The sequence below is a fragment of the Pseudomonas sp. NFACC08-1 genome, from assembly GCF_900106735.1.
Lineage (GTDB): Bacteria > Pseudomonadota > Gammaproteobacteria > Pseudomonadales > Pseudomonadaceae > Aquipseudomonas > Aquipseudomonas fluorescens_Q.
Map to the genome: position 1 here is coordinate 699,795 of NZ_FNNL01000001.1, position 26,967 is coordinate 726,761.

General features: G+C 58.4%; 26 protein-coding genes and 2 pseudogenes. 11 read left to right on the forward strand and 17 right to left on the reverse strand.

Features of this window, described 5'->3' with window-relative positions:
* Nucleotides 1-110: 110 nt before the first annotated feature.
* The 3 genes from BLU76_RS03245 to fdhA all read left to right on the forward strand — a co-directional run bounded on the left by BLU76_RS03245 (nt 111) and on the right by fdhA (nt 3,162).
* On the forward strand, nt 111-743 hold the full coding sequence (locus BLU76_RS03245; protein ID WP_057450497.1) for a sarcosine oxidase subunit gamma: 633 nt from the start codon (nt 111-113) through the stop codon (nt 741-743).
* 206 nt (nt 744-949) lie between these two features.
* Nucleotides 950-1,807, forward strand: a complete 858-nt coding sequence (purU, locus tag BLU76_RS03250; protein WP_092146317.1) for a formyltetrahydrofolate deformylase — start codon at nt 950-952, stop codon at nt 1,805-1,807.
* 155 nt (nt 1,808-1,962) lie between these two features.
* Complete coding sequence (gene fdhA, locus BLU76_RS03255; protein WP_092221483.1) at nt 1,963-3,162, forward strand: formaldehyde dehydrogenase, glutathione-independent; 1,200 nt, start codon at nt 1,963-1,965, stop codon at nt 3,160-3,162.
* 89 nt (nt 3,163-3,251) lie between these two features.
* Here the strand turns inward: fdhA and BLU76_RS03260 are convergent, their stop codons facing one another.
* The 8 genes from BLU76_RS03260 to BLU76_RS03295 all read right to left on the reverse strand — a co-directional run bounded on the left by BLU76_RS03260 (nt 3,252) and on the right by BLU76_RS03295 (nt 10,399).
* The gene (locus tag BLU76_RS03260) at nt 3,252-4,337 is read right to left on the reverse strand and encodes an RHS repeat-associated core domain-containing protein (RefSeq protein ID WP_092221485.1); all 1,086 of its coding nucleotides are present in this window, start codon (nt 4,335-4,337) and stop codon (nt 3,252-3,254) included.
* A 311-nt stretch (nt 4,338-4,648) separates the two neighbouring features.
* Nucleotides 4,649-5,668, reverse strand: coding sequence for an RHS repeat-associated core domain-containing protein (locus BLU76_RS32125; RefSeq protein ID WP_092221487.1), 1,020 nt, complete (start codon nt 5,666-5,668; stop codon nt 4,649-4,651).
* A 102-nt stretch (nt 5,669-5,770) separates the two neighbouring features.
* Nucleotides 5,771-6,805: an RHS repeat-associated core domain-containing protein gene (locus BLU76_RS03270; RefSeq protein ID WP_092221489.1), complete on the reverse strand. Its 1,035-nt coding sequence runs from the start codon at nt 6,803-6,805 to the stop codon at nt 5,771-5,773.
* 208 nt (nt 6,806-7,013) lie between these two features.
* A complete protein-coding gene (locus BLU76_RS03275; protein WP_092221491.1) occupies nt 7,014-8,045 on the reverse strand; it encodes an RHS repeat-associated core domain-containing protein in 1,032 nt (343 codons plus the stop codon).
* Nucleotides 8,046-8,069: 24 nt separating this feature from the next.
* Nucleotides 8,070-8,282, reverse strand: coding sequence for a cold-shock protein (locus BLU76_RS03280; RefSeq protein WP_063324053.1), 213 nt, complete (start codon nt 8,280-8,282; stop codon nt 8,070-8,072).
* Between the two features lie 179 nt (nt 8,283-8,461).
* Complete coding sequence (locus BLU76_RS03285) at nt 8,462-8,734, reverse strand: hypothetical protein (RefSeq protein WP_092146325.1); 273 nt, start codon at nt 8,732-8,734, stop codon at nt 8,462-8,464.
* A 561-nt stretch (nt 8,735-9,295) separates the two neighbouring features.
* On the reverse strand, nt 9,296-9,871 hold the full coding sequence (locus BLU76_RS03290; protein ID WP_170867264.1) for a hypothetical protein: 576 nt from the start codon (nt 9,869-9,871) through the stop codon (nt 9,296-9,298).
* Nucleotides 9,872-9,976: 105 nt separating this feature from the next.
* Complete coding sequence (locus BLU76_RS03295) at nt 9,977-10,399, reverse strand: DUF3757 domain-containing protein (RefSeq protein WP_092221495.1); 423 nt, start codon at nt 10,397-10,399, stop codon at nt 9,977-9,979.
* 301 nt (nt 10,400-10,700) lie between these two features.
* Between BLU76_RS03295 and BLU76_RS03300 the strand changes: the two genes are divergently transcribed.
* Complete coding sequence (locus tag BLU76_RS03300) at nt 10,701-11,279, forward strand: DUF2780 domain-containing protein (RefSeq protein WP_092221497.1); 579 nt, start codon at nt 10,701-10,703, stop codon at nt 11,277-11,279.
* Between the two features lie 36 nt (nt 11,280-11,315).
* Here BLU76_RS03300 and BLU76_RS03305 read toward each other — a convergent pair whose 3' ends face one another.
* Entirely contained in the window at nt 11,316-11,711 is a 396-nt protein-coding gene (locus BLU76_RS03305) for a DUF3757 domain-containing protein (protein ID WP_139197655.1), read from the reverse strand.
* A gap of 226 nt (nt 11,712-11,937) precedes the next feature.
* On the opposite strand from BLU76_RS03305, the pseudogene BLU76_RS03310 reads away from it, so the two are divergent.
* Nucleotides 11,938-12,508, forward strand: a pseudogene (locus BLU76_RS03310) (DUF2780 domain-containing protein); the annotation flags it as partial.
* Between the two features lie 778 nt (nt 12,509-13,286).
* On the opposite strand, the pseudogene BLU76_RS03315 reads toward BLU76_RS03310, so the two are convergent.
* Together BLU76_RS03315 and BLU76_RS03320 are read right to left on the reverse strand one after the other, a co-directional pair.
* Nucleotides 13,287-13,821: pseudogene (locus BLU76_RS03315) on the reverse strand (RHS repeat-associated core domain-containing protein); the annotation flags it as partial.
* Between the two features lie 81 nt (nt 13,822-13,902).
* The gene (locus BLU76_RS03320; RefSeq protein WP_092221499.1) at nt 13,903-14,796 is read right to left on the reverse strand and encodes an acyltransferase; all 894 of its coding nucleotides are present in this window, start codon (nt 14,794-14,796) and stop codon (nt 13,903-13,905) included.
* A 295-nt stretch (nt 14,797-15,091) separates the two neighbouring features.
* Between BLU76_RS03320 and BLU76_RS03325 the strand changes: the two genes are divergently transcribed.
* From BLU76_RS03325 to BLU76_RS31430, 6 genes are all read left to right on the forward strand, one after another.
* Entirely contained in the window at nt 15,092-15,598 is a 507-nt protein-coding gene (locus tag BLU76_RS03325) for a retropepsin-like aspartic peptidase RloA2 (protein ID WP_092146335.1), read from the forward strand.
* Between the two features lie 69 nt (nt 15,599-15,667).
* Nucleotides 15,668-16,348, forward strand: a complete 681-nt coding sequence (gene creB / locus BLU76_RS03330) for a two-component system response regulator CreB (RefSeq protein ID WP_063324059.1) — start codon at nt 15,668-15,670, stop codon at nt 16,346-16,348.
* Complete coding sequence (gene creC / locus BLU76_RS03335) at nt 16,348-17,766, forward strand: two-component system sensor histidine kinase CreC (protein ID WP_092221501.1); 1,419 nt, start codon at nt 16,348-16,350, stop codon at nt 17,764-17,766. The genes creB and creC overlap by 1 nt, the downstream gene beginning before the upstream one ends.
* A 171-nt stretch (nt 17,767-17,937) precedes the next feature.
* Nucleotides 17,938-18,912: an alpha/beta hydrolase gene (locus BLU76_RS03340; protein WP_092146339.1), complete on the forward strand. Its 975-nt coding sequence runs from the start codon at nt 17,938-17,940 to the stop codon at nt 18,910-18,912.
* Between the two features lie 54 nt (nt 18,913-18,966).
* Nucleotides 18,967-20,340: a cell envelope integrity protein CreD gene (creD, locus tag BLU76_RS03345; protein ID WP_092146341.1), complete on the forward strand. Its 1,374-nt coding sequence runs from the start codon at nt 18,967-18,969 to the stop codon at nt 20,338-20,340.
* A complete protein-coding gene (locus BLU76_RS31430; RefSeq protein WP_170862082.1) occupies nt 20,337-20,501 on the forward strand; it encodes a hypothetical protein in 165 nt (54 codons plus the stop codon). The genes creD and BLU76_RS31430 overlap by 4 nt, the downstream gene beginning before the upstream one ends.
* Nucleotides 20,502-20,523: 22 nt before the next feature.
* Here BLU76_RS31430 and BLU76_RS03350 read toward each other — a convergent pair whose 3' ends face one another.
* From BLU76_RS03350 to BLU76_RS03375, 6 genes are all read right to left on the reverse strand, one after another.
* The gene (locus BLU76_RS03350; protein ID WP_092221503.1) at nt 20,524-21,153 is read right to left on the reverse strand and encodes a glutathione S-transferase; all 630 of its coding nucleotides are present in this window, start codon (nt 21,151-21,153) and stop codon (nt 20,524-20,526) included.
* An 80-nt stretch (nt 21,154-21,233) separates the two neighbouring features.
* Nucleotides 21,234-21,413 (reverse strand): hypothetical protein, encoded by a 180-nt coding sequence (locus tag BLU76_RS03355; protein ID WP_063324064.1) that lies wholly within the window; start codon nt 21,411-21,413, stop codon nt 21,234-21,236.
* Nucleotides 21,410-22,540, reverse strand: a complete 1,131-nt coding sequence (locus BLU76_RS03360; protein ID WP_092221505.1) for a PepSY-associated TM helix domain-containing protein — start codon at nt 22,538-22,540, stop codon at nt 21,410-21,412. Before BLU76_RS03360 ends, BLU76_RS03355 begins: the two co-directional genes overlap by 4 nt.
* A 229-nt stretch (nt 22,541-22,769) precedes the next feature.
* Nucleotides 22,770-25,196, reverse strand: a complete 2,427-nt coding sequence (locus tag BLU76_RS03365; protein ID WP_092221507.1) for a TonB-dependent siderophore receptor — start codon at nt 25,194-25,196, stop codon at nt 22,770-22,772.
* A gap of 177 nt (nt 25,197-25,373) precedes the next feature.
* Nucleotides 25,374-26,348 carry a FecR domain-containing protein gene (locus tag BLU76_RS03370; RefSeq protein WP_092221509.1) on the reverse strand — a complete coding sequence of 325 codons (975 nt, stop codon included), beginning with the start codon at nt 26,346-26,348 and terminating at the stop codon, nt 25,374-25,376.
* Nucleotides 26,345-26,863, reverse strand: coding sequence for an RNA polymerase sigma factor (locus BLU76_RS03375; protein ID WP_046064522.1), 519 nt, complete (start codon nt 26,861-26,863; stop codon nt 26,345-26,347). Before BLU76_RS03375 ends, BLU76_RS03370 begins: the two co-directional genes overlap by 4 nt.
* Between the last annotated feature and the right edge of the window lie 104 nt (nt 26,864-26,967).

The window sequence follows — 26,967 nt, forward strand, 5'->3', positions numbered from 1 at the left end:
TGGGAATGCATCCCGGGACGCAGAGCGTCCCAAAAGCGGACGCAGAGCGTCCATGGCGGCATTCCCACGCAGCGCGTGGGAACGATCAATCTACGAGACAGGTGCTCCACATGACCGCAGTCAACGTGTACCAACAACGCCCAACCACCGGGGCCAAGGCCGAGTCGTCGCTGCACCATGCCGACCTCGCCAGCCTGGTGGGCAAGGGCCGCAAGAACGCCGGTGTCACCGTGCGCGAGAAAAAACTCCTGGGCCACCTGACCCTTCGTGGCGACGGCCACGACCCGGCGTTCGCCGCCGGCGTGCACAAGGCCCTGGGCCTGGAATTGCCAGGCGCCCTGACCGTTATCGTCAAGGGTGAAACCAGCCTGCAATGGCTCGGCCCGGACGAGTGGCTGCTGGTGGTGCCCACCGGCGAAGAGTTCGCCGCCGAGCAGAAACTGCGTGAAGCTTTGGGCGACCTGCACATCCAGATCGTCAACGTCAGCGGCGGCCAGCAGATCCTCGAGCTGTCCGGTCCGAACGTGCGCGACGTGCTGATGAAATCCACCAGCTACGATGTACACCCGAGCAACTTCCCGGTGGGCAAGGCCGTGGGCACGGTGTTCGCCAAGTCGCAACTGGTGATCCGCCACACGGGCGAAGACACCTGGGAACTGGTGATCCGCCGCAGCTTCTCCGATTACTGGTGGCTGTGGTTGCAGGATGCCGCGGCTGAGTATGGCTTGAGCGTGCAGGCCTGAAAACACGTTCTAAAGCCGAACACTTTTGTGGTGAGGGGATTTATCCCCGCTGGGCTGCGAAGCAGCCCTCAACCAGCCAGCTCGGTGTATCAGGCCGATTGCATCAAGCTTTTTGGGGCTGCTTCGCAGCCCAACGGGGATAAATCCCCTCGCCACAGGGTTCTGTGTTCGGCGGGGGTTAGCCATAACAAACAGGAGTCACCGCAATGAGTCGTGCCCCAGACACATGGATTCTCACCGCCGACTGCCCCAGCGTGCTCGGTACGGTGGACGCGGTGACCCGCTTTCTGTTCGAGCAGGGCTGCTACGTCACCGAGCACCACTCCTTCGACGACCGGCTCTCGGGACGTTTTTTCATTCGCGTGGAATTTCGCCAACCGGATGGCTTTGATGAGCAAAACTTCCGCGCCGGCCTGGCCGAACGTGCCGAAGCCTTCGGCATGGTCTTCGAACTGACGCCGCCCAACTACCGGCCCAAAGTCGTGATCATGGTGTCCAAGGCCGATCACTGCCTCAACGACTTGCTCTACCGCCAGCGCATCGGCCAGTTGTCCATGGACGTGGTGGCCGTGGTGTCCAACCACCCCGACCTCAAGCCGTTGGCCGACTGGCACCAGATTCCTTACTACCATTTCCCCCTGGACCCGAACGACAAGCCTTCCCAGGAGCGGCAGGTGTGGCAGGTGATCGAAGACACCGGTGCCGAGCTGGTGATCCTTGCCCGCTACATGCAAGTGCTGTCGCCGGAGTTGTGCCGCAAGCTCGACGGCAAGGCGATCAACATCCACCACTCGCTGCTGCCGGGTTTCAAGGGCGCCAAACCGTATCACCAGGCCTACAACAAGGGCGTGAAACTGGTCGGCGCGACGGCGCACTACATCAACAACGACCTGGACGAAGGTCCGATCATCGCCCAGGGCGTGGAAGTGGTGGACCACAGCCACTATCCCGAGGATTTGATCGCCAAGGGCCGGGACATCGAGGGGCTGACCCTGGCCCGGGCCGTGGGGTATCACATCGAAAGAAGGGTGTTTTTGAACGCCAATCGCACTGTCGTTCTTTAGATTTTTGGGGCCGCTTCGCAGCCCATTCGCGAGCTTGCTCGCGATGAGGCCCTTACAGACAACAAAGAAACAAAGACACAAGCACTAACCCGAGCAATCAACGCGCTGCCTGCCTGGGCAACGCAGTTCCACAAAAACAACAGCGAGGTGAAAGCATGTCTGGTAATCGTGGTGTCGTGTATCTCGGCAACGGTAAGGTCGAAGTACAGAAAATCGACTATCCAAAAATGCAGGACCCGCGCGGCAGGAAGATTGAGCACGGTGTCATCCTGCGCGTGGTCTCCACCAACATCTGCGGCTCCGACCAGCACATGGTGCGCGGCCGTACCACGGCTCAGACCGGTCTGGTCCTGGGTCACGAAATCACTGGTGAAGTGATCGAAAAAGGCAGCGATGTCGAGAACCTGAAAATCGGTGATCTGGTGTCGGTGCCGTTCAACGTGGCTTGCGGGCGCTGCCGTTCCTGCAAAGAGCAACACACGGGCGTCTGCCTGACCGTCAACCCGGCCCGTGCCGGCGGTGCCTACGGTTACGTGGACATGGGCGACTGGACCGGCGGCCAGGCTGAATACGTACTGGTGCCGTACGCCGACTTCAACCTGCTGAAACTGCCGGACCGTGACAAGGCCATGGAGAAAATCCGCGACCTGACCTGCCTGTCCGACATCCTGCCGACCGGCTACCACGGCGCCGTCACTGCTGGTGTTGGCCCTGGCAGCACCGTCTACATCGCCGGTGCCGGCCCGGTTGGCCTGGCGGCCGCCGCTTCCGCACGCCTGCTTGGCGCTGCGGTGGTGATCATCGGTGACGTCAACTCAGTCCGCCTGGCTCATGCCAAGGCCCAGGGCTTTGAAATCGTCGACCTGTCCACCGACACCCCGCTGCACGAGCAAATCGCTGCGCTGCTGGGCGAGCCAGAAGTGGATTGCGCCGTCGACTGCGTTGGTTTCGAAGCCCGTGGTCACGGCCATGACGGCGTCAAGCACGAAGCCCCGGCCACCGTGCTCAACTCGTTGATGCAGGTGACCCGTGTCGCCGGCAAGATCGGTATTCCCGGCCTCTACGTCACCGAAGACCCAGGCGCGATCGATGCCGCCGCCAAGATCGGTGCCCTGAGCATCCGCTTCGGCCTCGGCTGGGCCAAATCCCACAGCTTCCACACCGGCCAGACCCCAGTGATGAAGTACAACCGCCAGCTGATGCAGGCGATCATGTGGGACCGTATCAACATTGCTGAAATCGTCGGTGTGCAGGTGATCAGCCTGGATGATGCGCCGAAGGGCTATGGCGAGTTCGATGCGGGCGTGCCGAAGAAGTTTGTGATTGATCCGCATAAGTTGTTTAGTGCGGCGTAAGGTTGTAGGCAAGACGGAAAAAGGGCGGCAGTTATGTCGCCCTTTTTTATTATCGTGTTTCGGCACCGTTCTACATCGGTCAGGCTTTTTTATGGGGTAAAGCGGATTGCTGAGGCCGCGTGTTCGGGATCAATACTAAGGCTTCTGCCTTCAAGGCTTGCAAAAATTGATTGGTTCGCAGTGCCTGGAAATTGAGCATGTTGTTGAAGTTTCTTTAACGGACTACCAGTTTGCGAGATGCCTACCCTAATTCGATACGCATCTACCGGTTTTCCTGTGAGTTTTGCAAAGCGACCGGCAAAAGATCCGCCTCCACCTTTTCCTGCATAACAAATAAGCAAACCCACGTTGTCGTAATCGCCGAAGTTAATCCCATGGCGGGTGGCGGCATCGTGAAGATTTTGTGGCGTCAGTCTTCGTTCACTACTGACTACTGCCGTTTTAGACCACGGGCCATGCGGGGTGCCGTGGGCTTCGATTATTAATTGTCGTTGCGTGGGGGTTGAGCTCTCAAATGCTACGACACGGCTGTCGATTATTTTGAAATTCGACATTTTGGCCTCTTTAATATTAGGGGTGGCCATTCGTGTCGATTTTCTTAGGTGGAGATTTCGCCCAATCGATTTGAAAAGTCCATAGATTGAAGAACGGCCTGTGGGATCGGTCCGGTTGAGCGGATCTCCAGAGCAGTACGTGTAGGTATTCATCCCACCCTCTCCAAACGGACTCAAACTGTCCGGGTTGTTGAAGCGCATCAGCACCGGGTTGAACGCCCTGTAGCCATTACCTAACAAATAATGCCCAGTCACCGGGTCCGGCCGTTCGCCGTTGAAGCCGAGCAGGCTGAGTAGACCGTTTTCCGGGACGCAGTGACCGTAAGGTGTGTAGGCGAGGGGGGAAAGGCCCGTTGCATCAAGCACGTGTAATACCGAGCGTTGCAGATCCGTGGTTAATAAGGTGATGTGTAGGGCGCCGTTGTGTCTCTGTTGTAGCGCCAGGAGCTGGTCATCCTGCTGGTAAATGGAGCACTGCGCCGAGCCTTGGATTTCGGTAGCCAGGCGATCCTTCAAATAGAAACGCTGGGATTTTGCCTGGGCCGTTGGTGTGCAATCGACCAGCCGATCCAAAGGGTCGTAGCGGTACCGGCAAAGCAGGTTTGCGTGTTCGACTGGCATGGGCATTACTCCTTGGAGGGTATGTCATTTAGAGAGTTACTGTGACGCAACTGGGTAGAGTCGCCTACTAGCAACTCTGATAGTGGGGTAGCGGGAGGTGAGGGAGAACGTTACTCATAAGGGCTAGGCCTCACGAGAGCACAACGGTGTAGCGATACAAGCGATCATATGGGACGGCATCAACATTGTGGAAAACGTCCGAGTAGATCGTCAGTCTGGACTACACGCCGAAAGGCTTTGGTGCGTTCGATGTAGGCGTGTCGAAGAAGTTTGTGATTGGGCTGCATAATATGTTTAGCGTGGGGGGTAAGTTAATTTTGAAAATAGGAGGGTGGCTTAGTGTCTTGTTTTTTTATAGTCCTATCACTTGATCTAATGTTTTTCATCGCGTCTGAGTAAGATGGCGGAGAAAAATTTCCGTAACTGGGCGGAGGCGACTCTCCGACACTAGGCCGAGGAACAACATGTCGACCTCGAAAGTCGTTCAGTCCGTCATTTACGATTATTACAACAGGTGGTCTATATCTTGCTCCCGTCCTTAAGATGCTTCTAATATCCGCTCTAATTAGTGAAAATATCCGAGCGTGCAAGCCACGATTGGGATCCTCAGCGGGAAAAACTGAGAGGGCACTGACCTCTATAATGCCTCTAGTCGTCCGTGCCGAGGTTTCAGCATTGGAGGTCTGTAACGGAGTAGCTCCAGTTGTTGCCGGTGGATTTCGCGAGGCTGCGGGTTGAACTACCGGATTTGATTGCCTCATGAGCCCTGCTTCCCTCAAGACAGCCTTTAACGGGCCCCAAGTATGCCCCGTTGGATCACTCCGATTTATCGGGTCTCCAACGCAATAGGCATATGAATTCAATCCACCTGCCCCAAACGGACTCAAACTGTCCGGACTGTTGAAGCGCATCAATACGGGATTGAACGCCCTGTACCCATTACCCAACAAATAATGTCCGGTTACCGGGTCTGGCCGTTCGCCGTTGAAGCCGAGCAGACTGAGTAGACCGTTTTCTGGGACGCGGTGGCCGTAAGGTGTGTAGGCGAGGGGGGAAAGGCCCGTTGCATCGAGCGCGTGTAATACCGAGCGTTGCAGATCGGTGGTTAATAGCGCTATGTCTAAGACGCCGTTGTGTGTTTTTTGTAGCGCCAGCAGATGGTCGTCGAGCTGGAAAATCGAGCGCTGTTTCGCGCCCTGAATTTCACAGGTCAACCGATCTTTCAAGTAGAAACGTTGGGTGTCGGTTTGCGCCGTTTGCCCACACTCAACCAAGCGGTCCAATGGATCATATCGATGGTAGCAGAGGAAATTTCGCTGGCTTGTCGACATGAGCGAACCTCCTAAAAGCTTCGGTGAATTGTATTGCTGCTTTTCCAAAGTTCAACGATTATTGCGCCTTGCGTCGTGAAGATCAGATCGAAGGGGTTGTTTTTATTGTGGTTGTCGAATGCGCGATGCCTTTTTTTCGTTATTGATAGCCCAATCATAAGACGGCGGGGCTAGGAAAAGAACTGAGGTATCTTCGAAGGCATTTTTCGTAACCCAGTCGGCGTCTCTATTGTAGTCTTTGACGTTTGCTTCGTGGGTAGTTTTCTCGGTCCAGGCGTTACGCATTCTCTTCTGAAAGCTTCGTGAATTAAGTTTTGGGCTGCGTTTTAATTCATAAGCTAAATCTTTTTCGAGTTGGATTACTCTGTGGCTTTCTCGTGTGAGTAATGTTTCGCGTACGGGAAAAGAGTCGACGCGGGGGGTGGCAGGTAGTTCATGTTCCGGACCGATAATTTTTGTATTTTTAAATACTTCTGTGGTTTTTTCAAAAAATCCTATGTCTGGCCTGCTAGAAGATAATTTCAAAGGTACGCCGTGAAAAACGGTTTCAAATTTAGGCTTAGGTTTTCTAAGTCCTAGCATAATCAAAGGTTTTTTAAAGGGGTTGTAATGACCAGTAGGATCTACGGTATTAACAGGGTCCCCTTGACCATATGCATAAGCGTTCAAACCACCTTTTCCGAATGGGCTCGTCGAGTCCGGGCTGTTAAACCGCATCAATACCGGATTGAACGCTCGATAACCATTACCCAATAAGTAGTGCCCGGTCATTGGGTCCGACCGCTCGCCGTTGAAACCAAGCAAGCTGAGTAAGCCAGTTTCGGGGAGCTGATGGCCGTAAGGTGTGTAGACGAGGGGCCAAGGCTGCGTTGCATTGAGCGCTTGTAATACTGAGCGGTGGTGATCGGTGGCGAGAAAAGTGGTTTGGACAGTGTCTTCCTGGCGTTGTTGCTGCGCCATGAGCTGGTCCTCCAGTTGAAAAATGGAGCACTGCGCCGTCCCCCGAACTTCTGTGGTTAGACGATCCTTGAGGTAGAAACGTTGGGAGCTGACTTGGGCTGTTGGCGTGCAATCGGCCAAGCGATCCAATGGATCGTAATGATAGCGGCAGAGCAGCGTTTCACGGTTCGCTGACATGGGCTAGATCCCTAAATGGACCGGTCTCTATACCGGCGTAACTCTTGTGGCCTGCATTCCTTTTCTTGTAAGGTTGGAAACAAGACGGAAAAACGGGCGTCAGTGATGTCGCTATTTTCTAACAGACAACGATAAAGGACGACCTTGACAGCGCGTGTGAAAATGCAGTTCGCTTGAGGCCATGTTTTTTTGAATAAGGTGTCTTGAATTATCCACGAATGTTTTTAGGCTCTAAAGTATATCTGTTGATGTAATAGGTGCGTAATGCCTCCAAATCAAAAGGAATTGGTCCTAGGCCATACATTGGTAAGTTGGTTATTATATTTGAATTGACCTTTCTACCGGCGAGCGTTACTGCTCGTCGCTCCCTGTATTTTAGTCGATGCACTTCGTCGCTGAATTTAAGTGGAGCAGAGTTTTCTAACTCTTTGTCTGGGAGGTTGGCGCCGCTTTCAATCCAGTTCGGGATGTCTTCGGGATTTGTTCTGTGTGGCGTTTCGGATTTTTCGGCAATCCAGTGTTGAGTGCTTCTTTCACTGTGTTTTTTTTGAGTCTTTGGATTTTTTACATAAGAAATGCGCTCAGGTAAATCCATGGTTTTTTGTTTTATTGGGATGTTTTGGCCAGGTTCTTCAGAGCCTCCTATTATATCTGCCGGGCGACGAGTCGATGGGGTCCTGAACCTGTATTGCTTCATGAGTGGGCGCCAAACATGGCCCGTCGGGTCGTTCCGATTCACCGGATCTGCTGCGCAGTACACATACGTATTCAACCCTCCCTCTCCAAAAGGACTCAAAGTGTCGGGGCTGTTGAACCGCATCAACACCGGGTTGAATGCCCGGTAACCATTACCCAGCAAATAATGACCCGTCACCGGGTCCGACCGTTCGCCATTGAAGCCGAGCAAGTTAAGCAAACCGTTTTCCGGCGGGCGGTGGCCGTAAGGCGTGTAGGCAAGGGCATAAGGCTGCGTTGCATTGAGCGCGTGTAATACCGAGCGTTGTTGATCGGTGGTAAGCAAAGTGGTTTCGACGGCGCCGTTCTGGCGCTGTTGTTGCGCGAGGAGTTGATCGGCCTGCTGGAAAATCGAGCGCCCTATAGAACCTTGTATCTCGCAGGTCAGGCGCTTTTGCAGATAAAAGCACTGGGTACTGGCCTGGGTCGATGGTGAACAGTCGGCCAGACGATCCAATGGGTCGTAATGGTAGCGACAGAGCGGTGTTTCACGGTTAGCAGACATGGGTTGGCTCCCTGAATGGACCGATTATTCCGGCGTAACTTTAGTGGCCTGCATTCCCTTGCTTCCCTGCTCGATTTCAAAGGAGACGGTTTGCCTCTCCTTCAAGGTTTTATAGCCTTCGCCGGATATCGCCGAGTAGTGAACGAACAATTCCTCGCCACCTTTGCCACAGGAAATGAAGCCATAGCCCTTTGCATCGTTGAACCATTTAACGGTTCCCTTGATTCGGTCGTTCATTTTTATTGTCCTGCTTGCCCGAATGGATAAAGGCGTGGTTGCCCATGGCCTTGTTTTCGTTGACACGACGGGAGCTTAGGATCGGGGCAAATCGTTGCCTACTGTCAGAGTTGACAGTAGGCAATACCGAGAGGGAATAACCGATTGCAAGTGATATTCAGATGACTGTCATGAGGCGATCATGCCAGGGCTTGCGCCTGCAATCGTCGGCCGATCACGTCCAGCACGTCGCAGCCATCGCGCAACGGAATCGCCAGGAGCAGGGCGAAGTCGTGGAGGACGACGGCGTCGGAACTGATCTCCTCGCGGAAGGCGATGTTTTCCAGTAGTTGGGTGGCGGCACGGATGCGGTAGGCGGCGGTTTCGTAGAGGACGTCGAGGGGGGCTTGGGTGTCGATGAGCAGGGTGGCGGGGGTGCAGTCGACGCCGGTGATGGGGATGTATCGGTTCATTGGGTAGATCTCCATGGGTTCGATGATGCCGCCACTCACTCGTCGCCAAACGAATGGGTGGCAGCTGTACGCAGGTTGGCGAACCGGACACCATGGAAGCCGGCAGACCCGAAGGCCTCCCGCGCACAACTGCCATTGAGCAATTCTGCGAGTGCAAAAGCCCGTGCCAAAAAGCAGGGCTTCTGACCATAGTGTATCGAGTCGCCAAACCCGAGTCGCCATGTGGACGACGGGAAGAACTATAGGCATCGCCTATTGGGCTGGGCAAGGCTCGCTGTTGCGGGGGATTTCCCAAGTATTTGTGGGATTTTTGGTCGTGAGTATTCAGGCAGGAACACCGCTTCCATTGTGGTGAGGGGATTTATCCCCCCTGGGCTGCGAAGCGGCCCCCAAACCAGACAACTCGGTGCGTCAGGAAGATCGAGTTCGCGGCTTTAGGGCTGCTGCGCAGCCCAGCGGGGATAAATCCCCTCGCCACAAAGGGAGAGCAGTCCCCTGCTTTTCAGATACCAGCGGCGAGCGCTTCGCACTCGAGCGGGAGCAAGCTCCCTCGCCACCCGGTTATTGGTGTGCAGTCGCGGCCTCGACCCGGTCGCAGAATTCAGGGTAGAAACCCCGGGCGCTGGGGCCTTGGCAATAGTCTTGCGCCTGGGTCAGGGCATCGGCGCTGAAGTCCAGGCTACGGGGCATGCTGGCGAAGGTGACGTAGCCATCCTGTTGCGTCTTGATGGCGTCGAAGCCTTGCATGTCGTAGACCAGCTCCACGTCATCATCGGCCAGCAGGCGCGCCTTGACCGTCACTTGCGTGTACTGCTTACCCCCCGGTGCGCCGTTGAGCGCCGCCAGGCCATGGCCGACAACCCGCAGCAGGTCCGCAACCCAGGCGTTGCTGTCATCCGCGGCGGTGTTTGGACGGTAGCGCAACGTCAGCGTTTGCTGGTCGCGGGTCACATCGGTAAGCGTCGGGGCGGAGCGCTTGATGCGGTGTTCGATGGTCAGCCAGGTCTTTTGTTCTTCGCTGGTGCCGTCGGCCAGTTCCGGATTCAGCGGGCCACGCTGGTACTCGTTGACGCCCAGGACAATGAGCATGCCCGTCAGGATGACGGCGAGGGCCGCGCCGCCGATTTTTACGTTCATAGGCAAACTCTGCTGGAGAAAGCCGCACTGTACGGTAACCGTGCAGGCGATGGCAGGGCGCCTTGAAATGCTGTGCAGGAACAGTGACGCGGTTGCCATTCCCGATCAAAGCAACAGGTTGAAGTAGTCTGCGTCCATTAACTTGCACATTTTGGTGTCCGGGCTTTCGCAGCGATTATTCACCCACCCTGAAAAGGCCGGTTCCAAGATCTGCTGATCCTCCGTATTCAGATTTATGGCCCCGTACCGGCACGTGATGGTCGCCTTTGTGGCTGCCTGTCTGTCCTCGTCGGTTTCATGGATAACGTACTCGGCGCCTTCGAATTGCAGCGTTGCCGGGTCGACCACGTCCACCAGGCTTTCGCTCTCCCATTCGTGGTTGTCTTGTACCTCGACGAAAAAAACATCTTCCACCGATTCAATGTTTTTATGGATGTCAGTGACGGCAGGGCAGGTTATTTCACCGGCATGGGCGTGGCCGATGATCAGCAAAAGCAACGCCGCGCCTCCAGCCAGTATTTTTCTCATGTGCCAGGCTCCAGGGCTCAGATCAACGATTCACGGCTTTGGTCGGGCGGGCTACTGTCAATGTTGGCAGTTATTTATGTCAATTCAGAACTGTATATGGATGTTTGGTAACTTATAGCTATAAGAAAAAGCGCAGTTTTCATTGAATCAGACACTTCTGACGGGCTTGGAAGATTTTTCTGTAGTGGCTATCGGCCATTCCTGTAATACGTTTAGGAACAATCTGCATCCGCTCCAGTCCAACGCTCGCTTTACGCCGCTCTTGATGAGCGGCTTTTTCATGGTCTAGAGGATGTCCCGGATGAAGGTTTCACGTGGTTTTGCTCTGTCTTGCTTGTTGACGCTGGCTGCCAGCCCAGCCTTCGCGCAGTTCAGTCTCAGTGATGCAGCCAATGTGGTGTCGGCGATGCAGGGCAACCAAGGCGAACAGGGCGAGGGCGCCGTGGCTGCCGCGCCGAAAGCCGCCGGGTTGCTCAACACCTTGGGATCGGAACTCAAGATCACGCCGGAACAGGCCATCGGCGGTGCCGGTGCGATGCTGGGGCTGGCGAAGAACCAACTCAGCGAACCGCAGTTTTCCGAGTTGAGCAAAAGTGTTCCGGGCCTGGATCAGATCGCTGGGAACAGCGCCATCGGCGGGCTCAATGGCCTGGGCGGTTTGCTCGGGGGCGGGTCGGAAAAGAATGCACTGCTCGACGGCTTGCTGGGCAACGTCAAGGACACCGGCGACCTGAACAATGCCTTCAGTGCGCTGGGCATGGACAGCGGCATGATCGGCCAGTTTGCCCCGATTATCTTGCAGTACCTCGGCCAACAGGGCGTGGCAGGTTCGTTGCTGCAGAATCTGGGGGGGATTTGGGGTACGGGGGCGGGTGTTTGATGAAGGTGGCGACATCGAAAATCCGCCACGGAACCATCAAAACCTCAAGCTGAAATAGTCGGCGTTCACCGGCTTGCAGGAGTAGGTGTCCCGACTGGCGCAATGGTTGGCCGACCAGGGCAAGGACGCCGGCTCCTGGACGTCAAGATAATCCAGCGTGAGGTTGTTCTCGCCGTAATTGCAGCTAATGATCACTCTCCTCGGCACCTGTTCATCTTCGTCGGGTTCATGGACCGCGAACTCAGCACCGTTGAATTGCTGCACCGCTGGATTGGCCTCCTGTCCAAGGTCTTGGCTCTGCCATTCGCGATCATCCTGAATTTCTACTGTTTCAGTGGTGCCATGGATGAGTGTTGTAGCCGGACAGGTGACTTCTGCGGCATGAACATGGCCGATTATCAGTAAGCAAATTCCTGCGCCGCCATCAGTCATTAAGTTTCTCATGGGCTTGCCTCCACAATGTGTCCCGGCGACATGTTTGCGGCTGTGCTTGGTGAGGGCTACTGTCAATGCTGACAGTTGTTTATGTTGATTTGGAATTAGTTGGTTCTTGACTGTTAACCTTTGGCGATAATTAACTCAAAACTTCATGAAAAGCGGAAACGTCTGAAGGATTAACAGATGGGGCGGTTTTTTCAGGGTTCCGATGACGTTCGGGATGAAGGTTTCACGCGGTTTTGCTCTGTCTTGCCTGCTGACGCTGGCCGTCAGCCCGGCCTTCGCGCTGTTCAGTCTCAGTGATGTGGCCAATGTGTGTCGGCGATGCAGGGCAATCAAGGCGGGCAGGGCGAAGGCGCCATTGCCGCCGCGCCGAAAGCCGCCGGGCTGCTCAACACCCTGGGCTCGGAACTCAAGATCACGCCGGAACAGGCCGTGGGCGGGGCCGGTGCGATGCTCGGTCTGGCGAAAAACCAGCTCAGCGCGCCGCAGTTTTCCGAGTTGGGCAAAAGCGTGCCGGGTCTTGATCAGATTGCTGGTAACAGTGCCATCGGCGGGCTCAATGGCCTGGGCGGTTTGCTCGGTGGCGGGTCGGACAAAAACGCGTTACTCGACGGGTTGCTGGTAACGTCAAGGACACCAATGATTTGAACAACGCCTTCAGCGCGCTGGGCATGGACAGCGACATGATCGGGCAGTTTGCTCCGATTATTCTGCAGTACCTTGGTCAGCAGGGTGTTGCCGGTTCGCTGTTGCAGAACTTGGGGGTATTTGCGGGAGCGGTGCGGGGGGGTGATGAGGGTAGCGACTTCGAAAACCCGCCACAGGGGGTACCAGAATCTGTCAGGGATGACAGTTTTTATGTTGATTTGGAATTAGATGTACGAAAGGTAATGTCAAACACCGCATGGCACAAGCCAGTGAAACCAGATTGTTTGGTCCCGGAAAGTCAAGTGCCATGCTTGCGGGATGCAGTCTTCAAGCCTTGTATATTATTTCGTGACATAGCTTGGCTTATGATCGCCTTAATACTTGTCCTCGCATCCGCAGCTCTTCAGTTCTCTCTCTTGTTCTTGGAGCTCTTGCCTGCTGTGCGGCATCCAGTGCTTCCTCATAGTTTGGTAAACCAGTAGTTGCTAACCCGAAAGAAGGAGGATCGCGTTGGAGGCCTGCGTCAGGGTTGTGGCTGGAGGTCGAAGATGCAGCATCCATTTGGTTCCCATGCGCCACCGCTTCCGGTCTATTTCGCAGCTCAACTACTGCAGTGTCATTTGGGTCATAGATAACGCCGAAACGGCGTCGACGCCCACTGCCACTATTCTCGCGCGTGGACGAGATTGCGGAGGCGCGGCGTGGAGAGATAGGTGAAGAAGTTGGTGATATGGCCTCTCTCGTATCTATTGAACTTATTGAGGATGATGAACTATGCCGTGATATGGAGTCCGTTACATATCTTTCTTCGGTGTTCCAACCGAACGTAGGGTTCCCTGGGCTCTTTGTGGCTCGAAGTGCTACACGTGCTCGGGCGTTGCGCATCCAAATCAGCGTTTTATTAATGATCGATTGCGCTAAATGCCCATTAGGGTCGCTTTTGTTTACCGGATCCCCTGCGCAATACGCATACGCATTCACCCCACCCTCCCCAAACGGACTCAAACTGTCCGGGCTATTAAACCGCATCAACACCGGATTGAACGCCCGATACCCATGCCCCAACAAATAATGCCCCGTCACCGGATCCGGGCCGTTCGCCGTTAAACCCAAGCAAACTGAGCAAGCCGTTTTCCGCCGGGCGGTGGCCGTAAGGCGTATAGGCGAGAGGATGCGGTCGGGTCGCATCGAGGGCGTTCAATACCGAACGCTGTTGATCGGTCGCCAGCAGCGTGGTGTCGCCCCTTGCATCCTCGCGCCGTAGTTGCGCCAACAGTTGGTCGTCGTGTTGAAAGACGCTGTGTTGCACCGCTCCCTGTATTTCGGTCGCCAATCGGCTCTTGCAATAAAAACGCTGGGTGCGGGCCTCGGCGGAGGGCGCACAATCGGTCAGGCGATCGAGCGGGTCGTAGTGGTACCGGCACAATACGATTTCGCGAGGGGCAGTAGGCATGCACCGGGCTCCATGCAAGGGTCCAAAAATCCGGACCACCAGCATCGAAGGTTTCCCCGCCGCTGCCTACTATCAGAACTGTTAGGAATCCATTGTTTCGCTACGCAACGCCGCAATCCGCCGATCCTTCTCAGTCCACAGCTGGTTAACCCAATCCTGCACATGCTGGCGAAACACCGGGTCGTTCTCGTAATCCCCTTGCCACAGCGCCGGGTCCAGCTCGCGGGTCTGGATGTCGATGATGACCCGGGGCACTGCGCCGCTGATCAAATCCCAGAACCCGGGAATCCGTTCCTGCGGATACACCACTGTCACGTCCAGTACGGCATCGAGTTGTTCACCCATCGCCGCCAGTACGAACGCCACGCCACCGGCCTTGGGTTTGAGCAGGTGGGTGAAGGGTGACTGTTGCTGTTGGCTTTTGGCAGCGGTGAAGCGCGTGCCTTCGAGGTAGTTGACCACGGTGACCGGCTGGCGCTTGAACAGCTCGCAGGCGGCCTTGGTGATTTCCAGGTCCTTGCCGGCCAGTTCCGGGTTCTTGGCCAGGAAGGCTTTGGTGTAGCGTTTCATGAACGGGTAGTCCAACGCCCACCAGGCCAGCCCCAGGAACGGCACCCAGATCAGTTCCTTCTTGAGGAAGAACTTGAAGAATGGCGTGCGCCGGTTGAGGGTCTGGACCAGGGCGGGGATGTCGACCCAGGATTGGTGATTGCTGATCACCAGGTAAGAGGTGTCGCGACGCAAGTTACCGCCGCCGCGGATGTCCCAGCGGGTGGGGATGCACAGGGCGAAGATCAGCTTGTCGATTTCGGCCCAGGTCTCGGCGATCCACATCACCGCCCACGAGGCGTAGTCGCGAAAGCGTCCGGGCAGGATCAGTTTGAGCACGGCGAACACCATCAGCGGCCCGAACAGCACCAGGGTGTTGAGTAACAACAGCAGCGTGACGAAACAGCCGGTGAGCAGGCGGCGCATACATGACTCTTGCAAGCGGGTGGGCAGGCCATGATAAGCAGCTTCCGGCGGCAGGCCAAATCGGCGTGGACGAAAGTTTCACTTGGGCTTGGCTAAACTGGATGGGCTTTTGTGGCGAGGGAGCTTGCTCCCGCTGGGCTGCGAAGCGGCCCCCCATAGTGGCCATGATCGGGTCGATTTTGCGACTGCTGCGCAGTCGAGCGGGAGCAAGCTCCCTCGCCACAGGGATGTTTAACCGAACGAATTCATCAGCAACGGTCTAAAACCCCACTCCCACAATGGAAGCCCTGACTACATGAAATCAGTTCTAGCCCTGCTTACCCTGGTGGCCCTTCCAGTGCTGGCCGCCGAGCCGACCCTGTACGGGCGCTACGAATACATCGCGCTGCCGGAAATCGGTGGTGAAGTGCTCAAGGCCAAGATGGACACTGGCGCGTTGACCGCCTCGCTGTCGGCCAAGGACATCGAAACGTTCACCCGCGACGGTGATGACTGGGTGCGCTTCCGCCTGGCGACCAAAGGTGCGAGCAATAAACTCTACGAGCACAAGATCGCGCGCATCAGCAAGATCAAGACCCGCTCTGAAGAAGACGAGGACGACGACGAAAAAATTGCGCCGACCAAGCGCCCGGTGGTGGATCTGGAGCTGTGCCTGGGTAACGTCAAGCGCACCGTGGAGGTCAACCTGACCGACCGCAGCAGTTTCAACTACCCGTTGTTGATTGGTGCCAAGGCATTGCGCGAGTTTGGCGCGGCGGTGAATCCGGCGCGGCGGTTTACGGCGGATAAGCCGGACTGCTGATTTCCCTGATTGACGTGCCCCAAGCCTTGGGGCACCGTTCCGGCAACTTTATTGCCGGGCTCGCAAGCCATGCCTCATATCCTGATTGTCGAAGACGAAGCCGCCATCGCCGATACGCTGGTGTTTGCCCTGCAAGGGGAGGGGTTCGACACCACGTGGCTGAGCCTTGGCGCCGCCGCCCTCGATCACCAGAAGAACACCCCGGCCGACCTGATCATCCTCGATGTGGGCCTGCCGGATATCAGCGGATTCGAGACGTGTAAAAATCTCAGACGTTTCAGCGACGTTCCGGTCATCTTTCTGACAGCCCGGGATGGCGAGATCGACCGGGTCGTGGGCCTGGAGATCGGTGCCGACGATTATGTGGTCAAGCCCTTCAGCCCCCGCGAAGTGGCGGCCCGGGTTCGGGCGATTCTCAAGCGCGTGGCGCCGCGACCGGCGGCGGACTCAAGCACAGCGTTGTTCCAGGTGGACAGCGACCGGGTGCAGATCAACTATCGCGGCAAACCGCTGAACCTCACGCGTCACGAATTTCGCCTGCTGAACTGTCTGTTGGAACAGCCCGAACGGGTCTTCAGCCGCGAACAATTGCTCGACGCCCTGGGCGTGGCCAGTGATGCCGGCTATGAGCGCAGCATCGACAGCCATATCAAGAGCGTGCGCGCCAAGTTGCGCCTGGTGAGGGCCGAAGCCGAACCGATCCAGACCCATCGCGGCCTGGGTTACAGCTACAGTCCGGGGCACAGCTGATGTCGCTGGGGATCCGGATTTTCCTGGTCTATGTGCTGTTTATCGGTTTGACCGGGTATTTCGTGCTCAATACGGTCATGGAAGAAATCCGCCCCGGCGTGCGCCAGTCCACCGAAGAAACCCTGGTGGACACGGCCAACCTGATGGCCGAGATCCTGCGGGACGATTTCAAGGCCGGCACCCTCAACCAGAATCGTTGGCCGCAGCTGCTCAAGGCCTACGGCGAGCGCCAGCCAGCGGCGACGATCTGGGGCTTGCCGAAAAACCAGGTCAGCCATCGCATCTATGTCACCGATGCCAAGGGCATCGTGGTGCTCGACTCCAGTGGCGTGGCGGTGGGCCAGGATTATTCGCGCTGGAACGACGTTTACCTGACCCTGCGCGGCCACTACGGCGCCCGTTCGACTCGCAGCGTTGCCGATGATCCAACGTCTTCGGTGATGCATGTCGGCGCGCCGATCCGCGATAACGGCCGCATCATCGGTGTCGTCACCGTGGCCAAGCCCAACAGTTCGCTGCAGCCCTATGTCGACCGCACGGAGCGGCGCCTGCTGGCCTACGGCGCCGGGCTGATCGTGCTCGGTCTGCTGCTGGGGGCTTTGTTGTCATGGTGGCTCAGCGCAGCATTGCGGCGTTTGACGAGCTACGCCCAGGCGGTCAGCCAGGGACGCCGGGTGGAAGTGCCGCATTATCGCGGCGGCGAGTTCGAGCAACTGGCGGGGGCGGTGGAGCACATGCGCACCCAACTCGAAGGCAAGGCCTACGTCGAGCGTTACGTGCACACCCTGACCCACGAGCTCAAGAGCCCGCTGGCGGCGATCCGCGGCGCTGCCGAACTGCTGCAAAGTGATATGCCGGCGGCCCAGCACCAGCGTTTCGTCAGCAACATCGAGAGTGAAAGCGTGCGCATGCAGCAGTTGATCGAACGCTTGCTCAACCTGGCCCAGATCGAGCAACGACAGGGGTTGGAGGACGTGGTCGCTGTGCCGCTGGTGGCTTTGCTGGATGAGTTGCTGGAAGCGCGCGGTGGTTGGATCGAAAGTCGTCAGCTAAAGGTCGAGCAACGTATTGCCGCCGACCTGACCCTAACGGGTGAGACATTTCTGTTGCGCCAGGCCCTGGGTAATCTGCTGGAAAACGCCCTGGACTTTACTCCCGCCCATGGATTGCTGCGCATCAGCGCCGAACGAATCGACAACCAGGTCGAGATCCGCTTGTTCAATCAGGCCGAACCGATTCCCGACTACGCCCTGCCGCGCCTGAGCGAGCGTTTCTACTCCTTGCCGCGCCCGGACAGCGGCCGCAAGAGCACCGGCCTGGGGCTCAATTTTGTGGAGGAGGTGGTGCAGTTGCATGGGGGGGAATTCAGGATTGGCAATGTCGAGGATGGGGTGGAGGTGGTGTTGCGGTTGCCCTGAGGGGAATTTGATTAATTTTGTTATTGGTTAATTTACATAATCATTTTTTAGGTTTAGTTTTCGCTCAGCACTGACGAACAATAACTAGACCTGTCAGCACGCCCTGCCTTACGGCGAGATGGCTTTCGGTTCGTTGGTCCTATTCGTGGCTACACAACCGGGAGCATGAGCATGGTAAGCCTCTGGCAAAAATTGCAGGCCAAGTTGCTGCGCGCCTTCGCCAAGCGAATGAAGGCGAAGTTCACCTATGACCCCGCGCGGTTTCCGTTGCGCGCCGTGGCCGAACAAACCATTGCAACCCCATGGGGACCCGCGCGGGCGTTGTTCTACTGGCCCCATTCCCAGGTATCGACGACGCTGCCGGTGTATCTGAATTTCCACGGGGGTGGTTTTGTCGCCGGAACGCCCGAACATGACGATAGCTATTGCCGTCGACTGGCCCACAACCTGAATTGCCTGGTGGTCAACCTGGACTATGCGCTGGCGCCAGAGCAGGTCTTTCCCGCAGCGCCGCGGCAATGCTTTGCGGTACTGGAGTGGTTGGCGGGCCAGGCCGAAGCGTTGGGTATCGATCCCCAGCGGATCGCCGTCGGTGGTCATAGCGCCGGCGGTAATCTGGCCGCGGTGGTGGCGGGCCTGGCGCGGGGGCATCGAAGACTGAAGGTGGTGCATCAATTGATCGATTATGCGGCGCTGGACCTGGCCCAAGACCCAGCGCTGAAGACCTCCACCGTTGCCCGTCCCTTGCTCGGTGTCGGCCTGATGCGCTTCTTCATGCGCTGTTACCTGAGCGATCCGGCGCAGGCGCTCGATCCGTTGGCGTCGCCCTTGCTGTCGCCGGTCGATTCGCTGGTGGGGATGCCGGCGGCCACGGTGATCACCGCGCAGTACGATATCTTGCGTGGCGAGGGCGAGGCCTACGCCGAAAAGTTGCGTCAGGCCGGCGTGCCAGTGCGGTTGCGAATGTTTGAAGGCTGCGACCACATGTTCACCCACCTGGGGCCGGACGAGTCGGCCGAGGAGGCCTGGCAGCTGATGGAGGATTCCCTGCGCGAAGCTTTCCAGGTCGTGGATGTGGCGGAGGCCGGCGTTCGCGCCCAGCACGACGATGGCAGTCTCCACACAATCTCCACAATCGCTCCATAAGCCCAGCACACAGCCACTCCAGACTCTCCCTCATTCGAACAGGGAGAGCCCCACATGAACCGCAGTCTCGCCATAAAACTGGGCATGATCGCCCTATTGATTCTCTTGTTGATGGTCCCGTTGTTGATGATCAACGGGCTCATTGATGAGCGCCAGGAACTGCGTGACGGTGTGCTGCAGGACATCGCCCGCAGCTCCAGCTACAACCAGCAACTGATCGGGCCGATGATCGTGGTGCCGTTTCGCAAGAGCGTGAAGGTCTGGAATACCAACGAGAAGACCGGCGTGCGTTTCCTGGAAACCGTCGAGCGAGCAGGTGAGTTGTATTTTTTACCGGAGCAGTTTGAACTCGACGGCCAGGTCCGCACCGAAACCCGTGCCCGGGGCATCTACGAAGCGCGTTTATTCCATGCCGATAACCGGATCGATGGCCGCTTCAAGGTGCCTGAGCGCTACGGTGTCGCTGCCAAGGACTTTGCCGACTACCGCTTCGACGAGCCATACCTGAGCGTCGGCATCAGCGATATTCGCGGCATCGAGAATGCGCTGACGCTGACGCTGAACCAACAGACCGTCGACTTCCTGCCTGGCTCGCGGCTCGGCTGGCTGGGGCAGGGTGTGCATGTGCCGCTGCCAATGATCACCGCCCAGGGCGGCCCTGAGCTGACCTTCGGTTTTGACCTGCGCCTGCAAGGCACCGGCGAGTTCCAGATTCTGCCAGTGGGCAAATCCACCAAGGTGCACCTGTCGGCCGACTGGCCACATCCCAGCTTCATTGGCAACTACCTGCCCACCAATCGCGAGATCAATGAGCAGGGTTTCAGTGCCGACTGGCAGACGTCGTTTTTCTCCACCAACCTTCTGGAAACACTGCAAGCCTGCGAACCAAGCGACAGTTGTGAAGCGTTCCGCAGCCGGGCCTTCGGTGTGAGTTTCATCGACCCGGTGGACCAGTACCTCAAGAGCGACCGGGCGATCAAATATGCGTTGCTGTTCGTCGCCCTGACCTTCGCCGGCTTCTTCCTTTTCGAAGTGCTCAAGAGCCTGGCGGTGCATCCGGTGCAGTACGCCTTGGTGGGTGTGGCGCTGGCGTTCTTTTACCTGTTGCTGCTGTCATTGTCGGAGCACATTGGCTTCGCCTTGGCCTACCTGGCGTCGGCCAGTGCCTGTGTATTGCTGATCGGCTTCTATGTCTGCCATGTGCTGCGCAGCGTCAGCCATGGCCTGGGATTTTCGGCGGGGCTGGCGGGCTTGTACGGTTTGCTCTACGGCTTGTTGAGCGCAGAGGACTACGCGTTGTTGATGGGTTCGCTGTTGCTGTTCGGCCTGCTGGGGGTGTTCATGGTGCTGACCCGCAAGCTGGACTGGTACGGGGTTGGCGCGAAGCCGGCGGCGGCGATGAGCTTTGATCTGGGAGAGGTGAAATGAGCCGGTCGCTCGGGTTGCGTGAGGATCAGCGAGTGCGCGAAGTGTTGGTGATGCGCATTGCCGGGTTGTTCCCGCTGGATCCGGTGCGCTGCCATCGCGAGCAGGCTCGTTCCCACAAGGTGCAACACGACTCTATGTGGGAGCGAGCCTGCTCGCGATGAGGCCGGCACAGCTTGTGCAGCGTTAGACCCGGGGCACTGTTTCAAGCATTGATGGCCGCAAACTGACCTCGGCAAACCACGCCGCCAGTTGTGGATGGGCCCTACGCCATTCAAGGTCGGGATGGCGCAGGTCCAGGTAGCCCAAGGCACACGCCACGCTGATGGAGGCCACGTCGAAGTGGCAGGCCAGTTCGGCAATCGCCTCGGCTTCGAGCATGCCCAAGGCGCGGCGAATCTTGTCCCGTTGCGCCTCGAGCCATTCGTCCCAGTGCTTTTCCGCCGGGCGTAGCGCGGTTTCGTAACGGATCATCACCGCCGCATCCATGATCCCGTCGGCCAGGGAGGCCAGGGTCAGGCGCCGCCAGCGGGCCGCACCCTCGCGGGGGATCAGCGGGTTGCCGACGTGCTGGTGGTCGAGGTAATCGAGAATGACCCGGCTGTCGTGGATGACACTGCCGTTGGCCAGGCGCAGGGCCGGGATCTTGCTCAACGGGTTGTCATCGATGAGCGCCCGATCCGGTTTGACCGGCGTGAGCTGGCTGAGCTGCAATGCCACGCGATCCTGCTGACCGGTTTCGTGCAGCAGCACCAGGACCTTGCGAACGAAAGGCGAAGCGGGGTTGTGGAACAGCCTCATGCTGGGGGTGGACATGCAAAGTCTCCTCGATTGGCGGGCAGGACTTAGCCTAGACAGTTCCGGTGCGGCTGGCGAGTGGCCGCGTCCGGCTGAGCTTATCCGCGCTTGAGCAATCCCCAGGTCCCCAGCACCGTCGGAACCCCCAGGCCCACCCAGGCCACTGCATCCCACATCCCATCGCCCAGCAGCGCCGAAAACAACCCTGCTGCGCTCAGTACGCCAATCACCACGGGAATACCAAACACCTTCCAGAAACTCGACTGCCGAGGCCTCACGAGACGACCTCCGTGCCGACGGCTGCGCGCTTGGCCGCTTTACGCCGCACCAGCCACAGGTAGACGCCGCTGCCGAGGACGATGATGGTGAGCACGTCGAGGGTGGCCCAGAAGATTTGCATCGGCCGGCCACCGTAATCGCCGAAGTGCAGTGGCAGGGACAGGCTCATGACGTCCATGTACCACGGCCGCTCGGCCACGGCGGTGACCTCCAGGGTGCTGGCGTCGATCAATACCGGCGTCAGCAAGTGCGAGGTCAGGTGGGTGCCGCCTTTCATGAACACGCCGTAGTGGTGTTGGCTGGAAAACAATGTGCCGGGGAAGGCAATGAAGCTCGGTTCCATGCCCGGCGCGACTTCCTTGGCGATGTCGAGCAAGCGGGTAGCCGGAGCCAATTGCGTCAGTGGCGGGGCGTTGCGATAGGGTTCGACCATGGTGCTGAGGCTGTCGTTGCGCCAGGCGGCGATGATCAGGTCGGCGCACGCGGCAATCACGCCGGTGACGCCAACGGTGAGCGCCCAGACCAGCGTGACCACGCCGATCAGGTTGTGCAGGTCGAGCCAGCGCAGGCGCGTGGATTTGTCCTGGCGCACCGTGGCGAACTTCAACCGGCGCATGAACGGCAGGTACAGGACCACGCCGGAAACGATGGCGATCACGAACAACAGCCCCATGAACGCCAGCAGCAACTTGCCCGGCAAACCCGCGAACATATCCACGTGCAGGCGCAACATGACCATCATGAAACCGCCGTTGGCCGAGGGCATTTCCAGGGCCTCGCCGGTGCGCGCATCGAGCATGAAGGTATGGGAGGAATTGGGCTCGGTGTCCGGTGTCGGCGCCATGATGGTGAAGATGCCGTTGGGCTCGTCCTCGTCCCAGCCAAAATACTGGACCACTTCACCCGGACGATGGGCCTTGGCCTTTTCCACCAATTGCTGGAGGTCCAGGTGTGGCGTGTCGGCCGGCATCTCCCGGAACTCGGGGGCGTCGCCCAGCAGATGTTCGATTTCATGGTGGAAAATCAACGGCAGCCCGGTGATTGCCAGCATCAGCAGGAACACCGTACAGATCAGGCTGGTCCAGGTGTGGACAAAGGACCAGCGGCGGATGGTTTTGCTTTTCATGATGGTTCCAAATGCAAAAAGGCCGCTTGCGGCGAGCACACTATTGACTCAAGGCGCTAATCCATTGTGGCGAGGGAGCTTGCTCCCGCTGGGCTGCGCAGCAGCCCCTCTTGGATGAGCGCTGCGCACTCAAGCGGGAGCAAGCTCCCTCGCCACGGATCCATTCACTTCGACGAGTAACATTGCACTCAGCGGCGTGCCCTCAAAAGGTTTTGCAAATGCTAACCGTTTACCATTTGTAATTCACGCTGGCGACGACGTTGCGTTGGTCGCCGTAGTAGCAGTAGGAACCGTCACAAGTGGACAGGTAGTCCTTGTTGAAGACGTTTTTTGCGTCCACCGCCACCGATACCCCTTTGAGCGAGTTGTTCAGGCGCCCCAGGTCGTAATGGGCCGACGCGTCATACACGGTATAGGAGCCGACGTGGCCCCAATCGGTGTTGGTGGTGTTGCCATAGGTGTCGCCGACATAACGCACACCCGCGCCGACACCGAAACCGTCCAGCGGGCCGTTGTGCCAGGTGTAATCGGCCCAGGCTGTGGCCTGGTGACGCGGCACCTGGGTCATGCGCTTGCCTTCTTCAGCCACGGTGCCTTTGGTGATTTCGCTGTCGTTGTAGGTGTATGAGCCGATCAGCTTGAGGCTGTCGGTCACGTCACCGGACGCCTCCAGTTCCAGGCCGCGTACTCGTACTTCACCCACTTGGCGGGTGATGTTGTTTTCAGTGACGGAGTTGTTCTGCTGGGTCAGGTCGAACACCGCCGCCGTCAGCAGGGTTTTGGTGCCGGGCGGCTGGTACTTGATGCCGGCTTCGTACTGTTCGCCTTCGGTCGGTTTGAATGCATCGGTGCTGTTGACGTTGGTGCCGGCCGCAGCTTGGAAGGACTGGGCAAAGGAAATGTACGGCGTCACCCCATTATCGAAGACGTAACTCAGCGCCGCGTTGCCGCTGAATTTCTTGTCGCGCTGGGTGTTGGTCGCACCGGCCTGATTGTGGAACTCGGTGCCGGTGTGGATCCAGTCCTCACGACCACCGAGGGTCAGGCGCCAGTTGTCCAGGGCGATCTGGTCCTGGACGTAGAGACCGGTTTGCTGGGTCTTCTGGTTGTAGTCGTACATGGTGAAATACTGAACGTTGGAAAAGTCCTGTCCGTAGATCGGGTTATGGATATTGCTGTCGGGAACACCAGTGGAACCCCACAGCCAACGCGAATTGCTGTTGGAGCGCTGGTGATCCAGGCCTAGCAGCAAGGTGTGGCTCAGGCTTGCCGTTTGGAAGTCGGCCTGGAAGTTGTTGTCGACGGCGAACTGGCTGATGTCTTCGTCAACAATCCCGGCGCTGCGCTTGACTGTACCGTCGGGGCTTACTGCTTGATCAGGAGGAAATGTTCCCGCGGTGATGCCTTGGGACTCCAGATCACTCTTGGTATAACGCAAATTCTGGCGGAACTGCCAGGTGTCGTTCAGGCGATGTTCGAAGTTGTAGCCCAGCGCGTAGTAGGTACGGTCGTAGAATTCCCAATCCGGATCGCCGAGGTTCTTGTGGTGGGAAATCTTGCCCGCTGGCGAAGACAGCTTGGTGCCTTGCAACGGCAAGAACTGCCCGGTGATGCCGGTGTCGTCGCGGGTGTACTGGGACAGGAAGGTCAGGCGGGTGTCGTCGTTGATGTTCCAGGTCAGGCTCGGCGCGAGGTTGTAGCGCTTGTCCGGGATGTGATCGACCTGGGAATTGCTGTCACGTACGGTGCCGCTGAGCCGGTAGAGGAACTGGCCTTCGTCATCGACCTTGCCGGTGCTGTCGAAATTGATCTGCTTGTGTTCGTAGCTGCCGGCCTGCAATTCGACTTCATGGCTGCTCTCGGCTTGCGGGCGACGGCTGACCATGTCCAGCATGCCGCCAGGTGGCGTCTGGCCGTAGACCGAAGACGCCGGGCCGCGCAGCACGGCGATGCGCTCCAGGTTCCAGGGCTCGATTTTCGGCGTGATGTAGTTGCCCTTGGGCAGCGGCAGGCCATCGAGGAATTGGGTCGGGATGAAGCCACGGACCAACAGCCAGTCGTTGCGCGAATCCGAGCCGTAGCCGCTGCTCTGCACACCGGCGGTGTAGCGCAGGGCGTCATTGAGGTTGAGGACCGAACGGTCTTCCATCTGCTGGCGCGTGACCACGGAGACTGAGCGCGGCAGTTCGACAATCGGCGTATCCGTCTTGGTGCCGGCGGCAGTGCGGGTGGCGACGTAGCCCTCGGTCGGGCCCCACGCGGTTTCGCTGAGGCCGGCACCGATCACACTGGTTTCCGGCAAGGCCATGACGCCTTCAGGTACAGCCACCAGGCTGTAGGTGCCAGCGCTGCTTTGTTCCAGTTGCAGGCCGGTGCCGCGCAAGGCCTGGCGCAATGCGCCGGTGGCGTCGAACTGGCCCTGGACCGGGGCCGAGGTCTTGCCCGAGGCCAAAGACGGATTCAGGCTCAGGGCGAGGCCAGCCTGGCTGGCGATCTGGTTCAAGGTGCTGGCCAGTGGCGCGGCAGGCAGGTTGTAGGTGTGCACGCTCGAGGCCTGTTCGGCGGCCAGCAGCGGGCCGCTGGCGAAGGGAGTGGCGAAGGCGATGGCGATTGCCAACAGGCTGGGGCGCAACAGGGTGTCTAGCGGGCGGGACATACGGCGGCTCCTGAATGGAAATATTTCTCAATTGCCTGGGTGCCGGATGAAAATTGAAAAGTGATAGGGCTGGATGAAAATAATTTAGATTCGTTTTGCGGGTAGTGGCTTTGTATCAGTGATGGCCTCATCGCGAGCTTGCTCGCGATGAGGCCATTCTCTTCACCACAAAGCCATTCAGGGCTTGGCTTTAGCCCGGGGGCCCACCACCACCCACCACCGCGTGTGATGCTCGACCTGCACCGGCAAGGTCGGCAGCAGGGCGGTCAAGGCCAGGTCGGTGTCGTGTAGCGGGAAACTGCCGGTGATGCGTAAATCCGCCACTTGCGGCTCCACACCCAGGTAGCCGCGACGATAGCGCCCCAGCTCATGGACCAAATCTTCAAGACGCGCGTTATCCACCACCAGCATGCCGCGGGTCCAGGCATCGGCGCCGGGGTTCAAGGCGAGGGTCGGCCCGAGGCTGTCACGGCGCATCAGCACCTGTTGGCCTTCGCGCAGGATCTGTTCCTGGTCCGTGGCCTGGGGATGCGCCGCCACAGCGGATTTCAACACGCTCAGACGCGTGCCTTCGTCTTCACGCTTGACCAGGAATCGTGTGCCCAAGGCGCGCAGGCGGCCTTCACGGGTCTCGACGATGAACGGACGCGGGTCGTCGTGACCGGTTTCCACCAGGATCTCGCCTTCCTGCAGGACGATGCGGCGCTGCTTGTCATCGAAACGCACGTCCAGGGCACTGTGGGTGTTGAGGTTGATCAGCGTGCCGTCGTCCAGGCGCAGGGTGCGCTGTTCGCCTGTCGCGGTGCGCTGATCGGCCAGCCAGTAATCCAGCGGCAGGTAACGATCGCCGGCAAACAGCGCCAGGCCGATGGCCGCGATAACGCTGGCCAGGCCGCTGCCGACCTTGCGTATCCGGCGACGAATGCTCACCCGCGATTGCAGCAACGCGGCGCGCGCCGGCCCGTTGGCCACACTGAAGCGTTGGTCAAGCATGCCCAGCTGTCGCCAGGCCCGGGCGTGTTCTTCGTCGGCGGCATGCCATTGGGCGAAGGCTTCACGTTCCTGGGCGCTGCTCGAGTCCAGGGACAGCTGCCAGGCAATGGCGGCATCCAGCACGCTGGCCGAGACCGGTTTGGCATGGGCCTGACTCATGTCGGCTCACCATAAAGTGCGATGTAGCACTGGCGGATGCCTTGGGCGAGATACTGCCGTACGCGCGGCACCGAAACCCCCAGGCGCTCGGCGATTTCGGCGTGGCCGAGGCCGTCGAGGCGGTTATAGAGGAAGGCTGCGCGGGCCTTGCTCGACAGTTTGCCAAGCAGGCGATCGATGGCCTTGAGGTCTTCGAGAATGATTTGCTGTTCTTCCACCGAGGGCTGCTCGGCCTCGGGAATCAGCATCAGTTCGGTGAGGTAGGCCTGCTCCAATGCCGCTCGACGGAAATAATCGAACAACAGGCCCTTGGCGATGGCCACCAGAAACGCCCGCGGTTCGCGGGGCGCCTTCAGCTCTTCGCGACCCAGCAAGCGCACAAAGGTGTCCTGGCTCAGGTCCTCGGCCCGTTGCGAACACGCCACGTTGCGTCGCAGCCAGGCCAATAGCCAACCACGATGGTCACGGTATAACGCACCAACCAGATCACTGTGGGGGCTAGGGACTGACGACACGGAGCATCACCGATGTTTTAAGTAACGAGAATTGTTCGCGATTGTGTCAGAGGCGGGGGCGGGAAAGCAATTGGCGCCGGTCGGGCGGCGTGGGATAAGGAAAT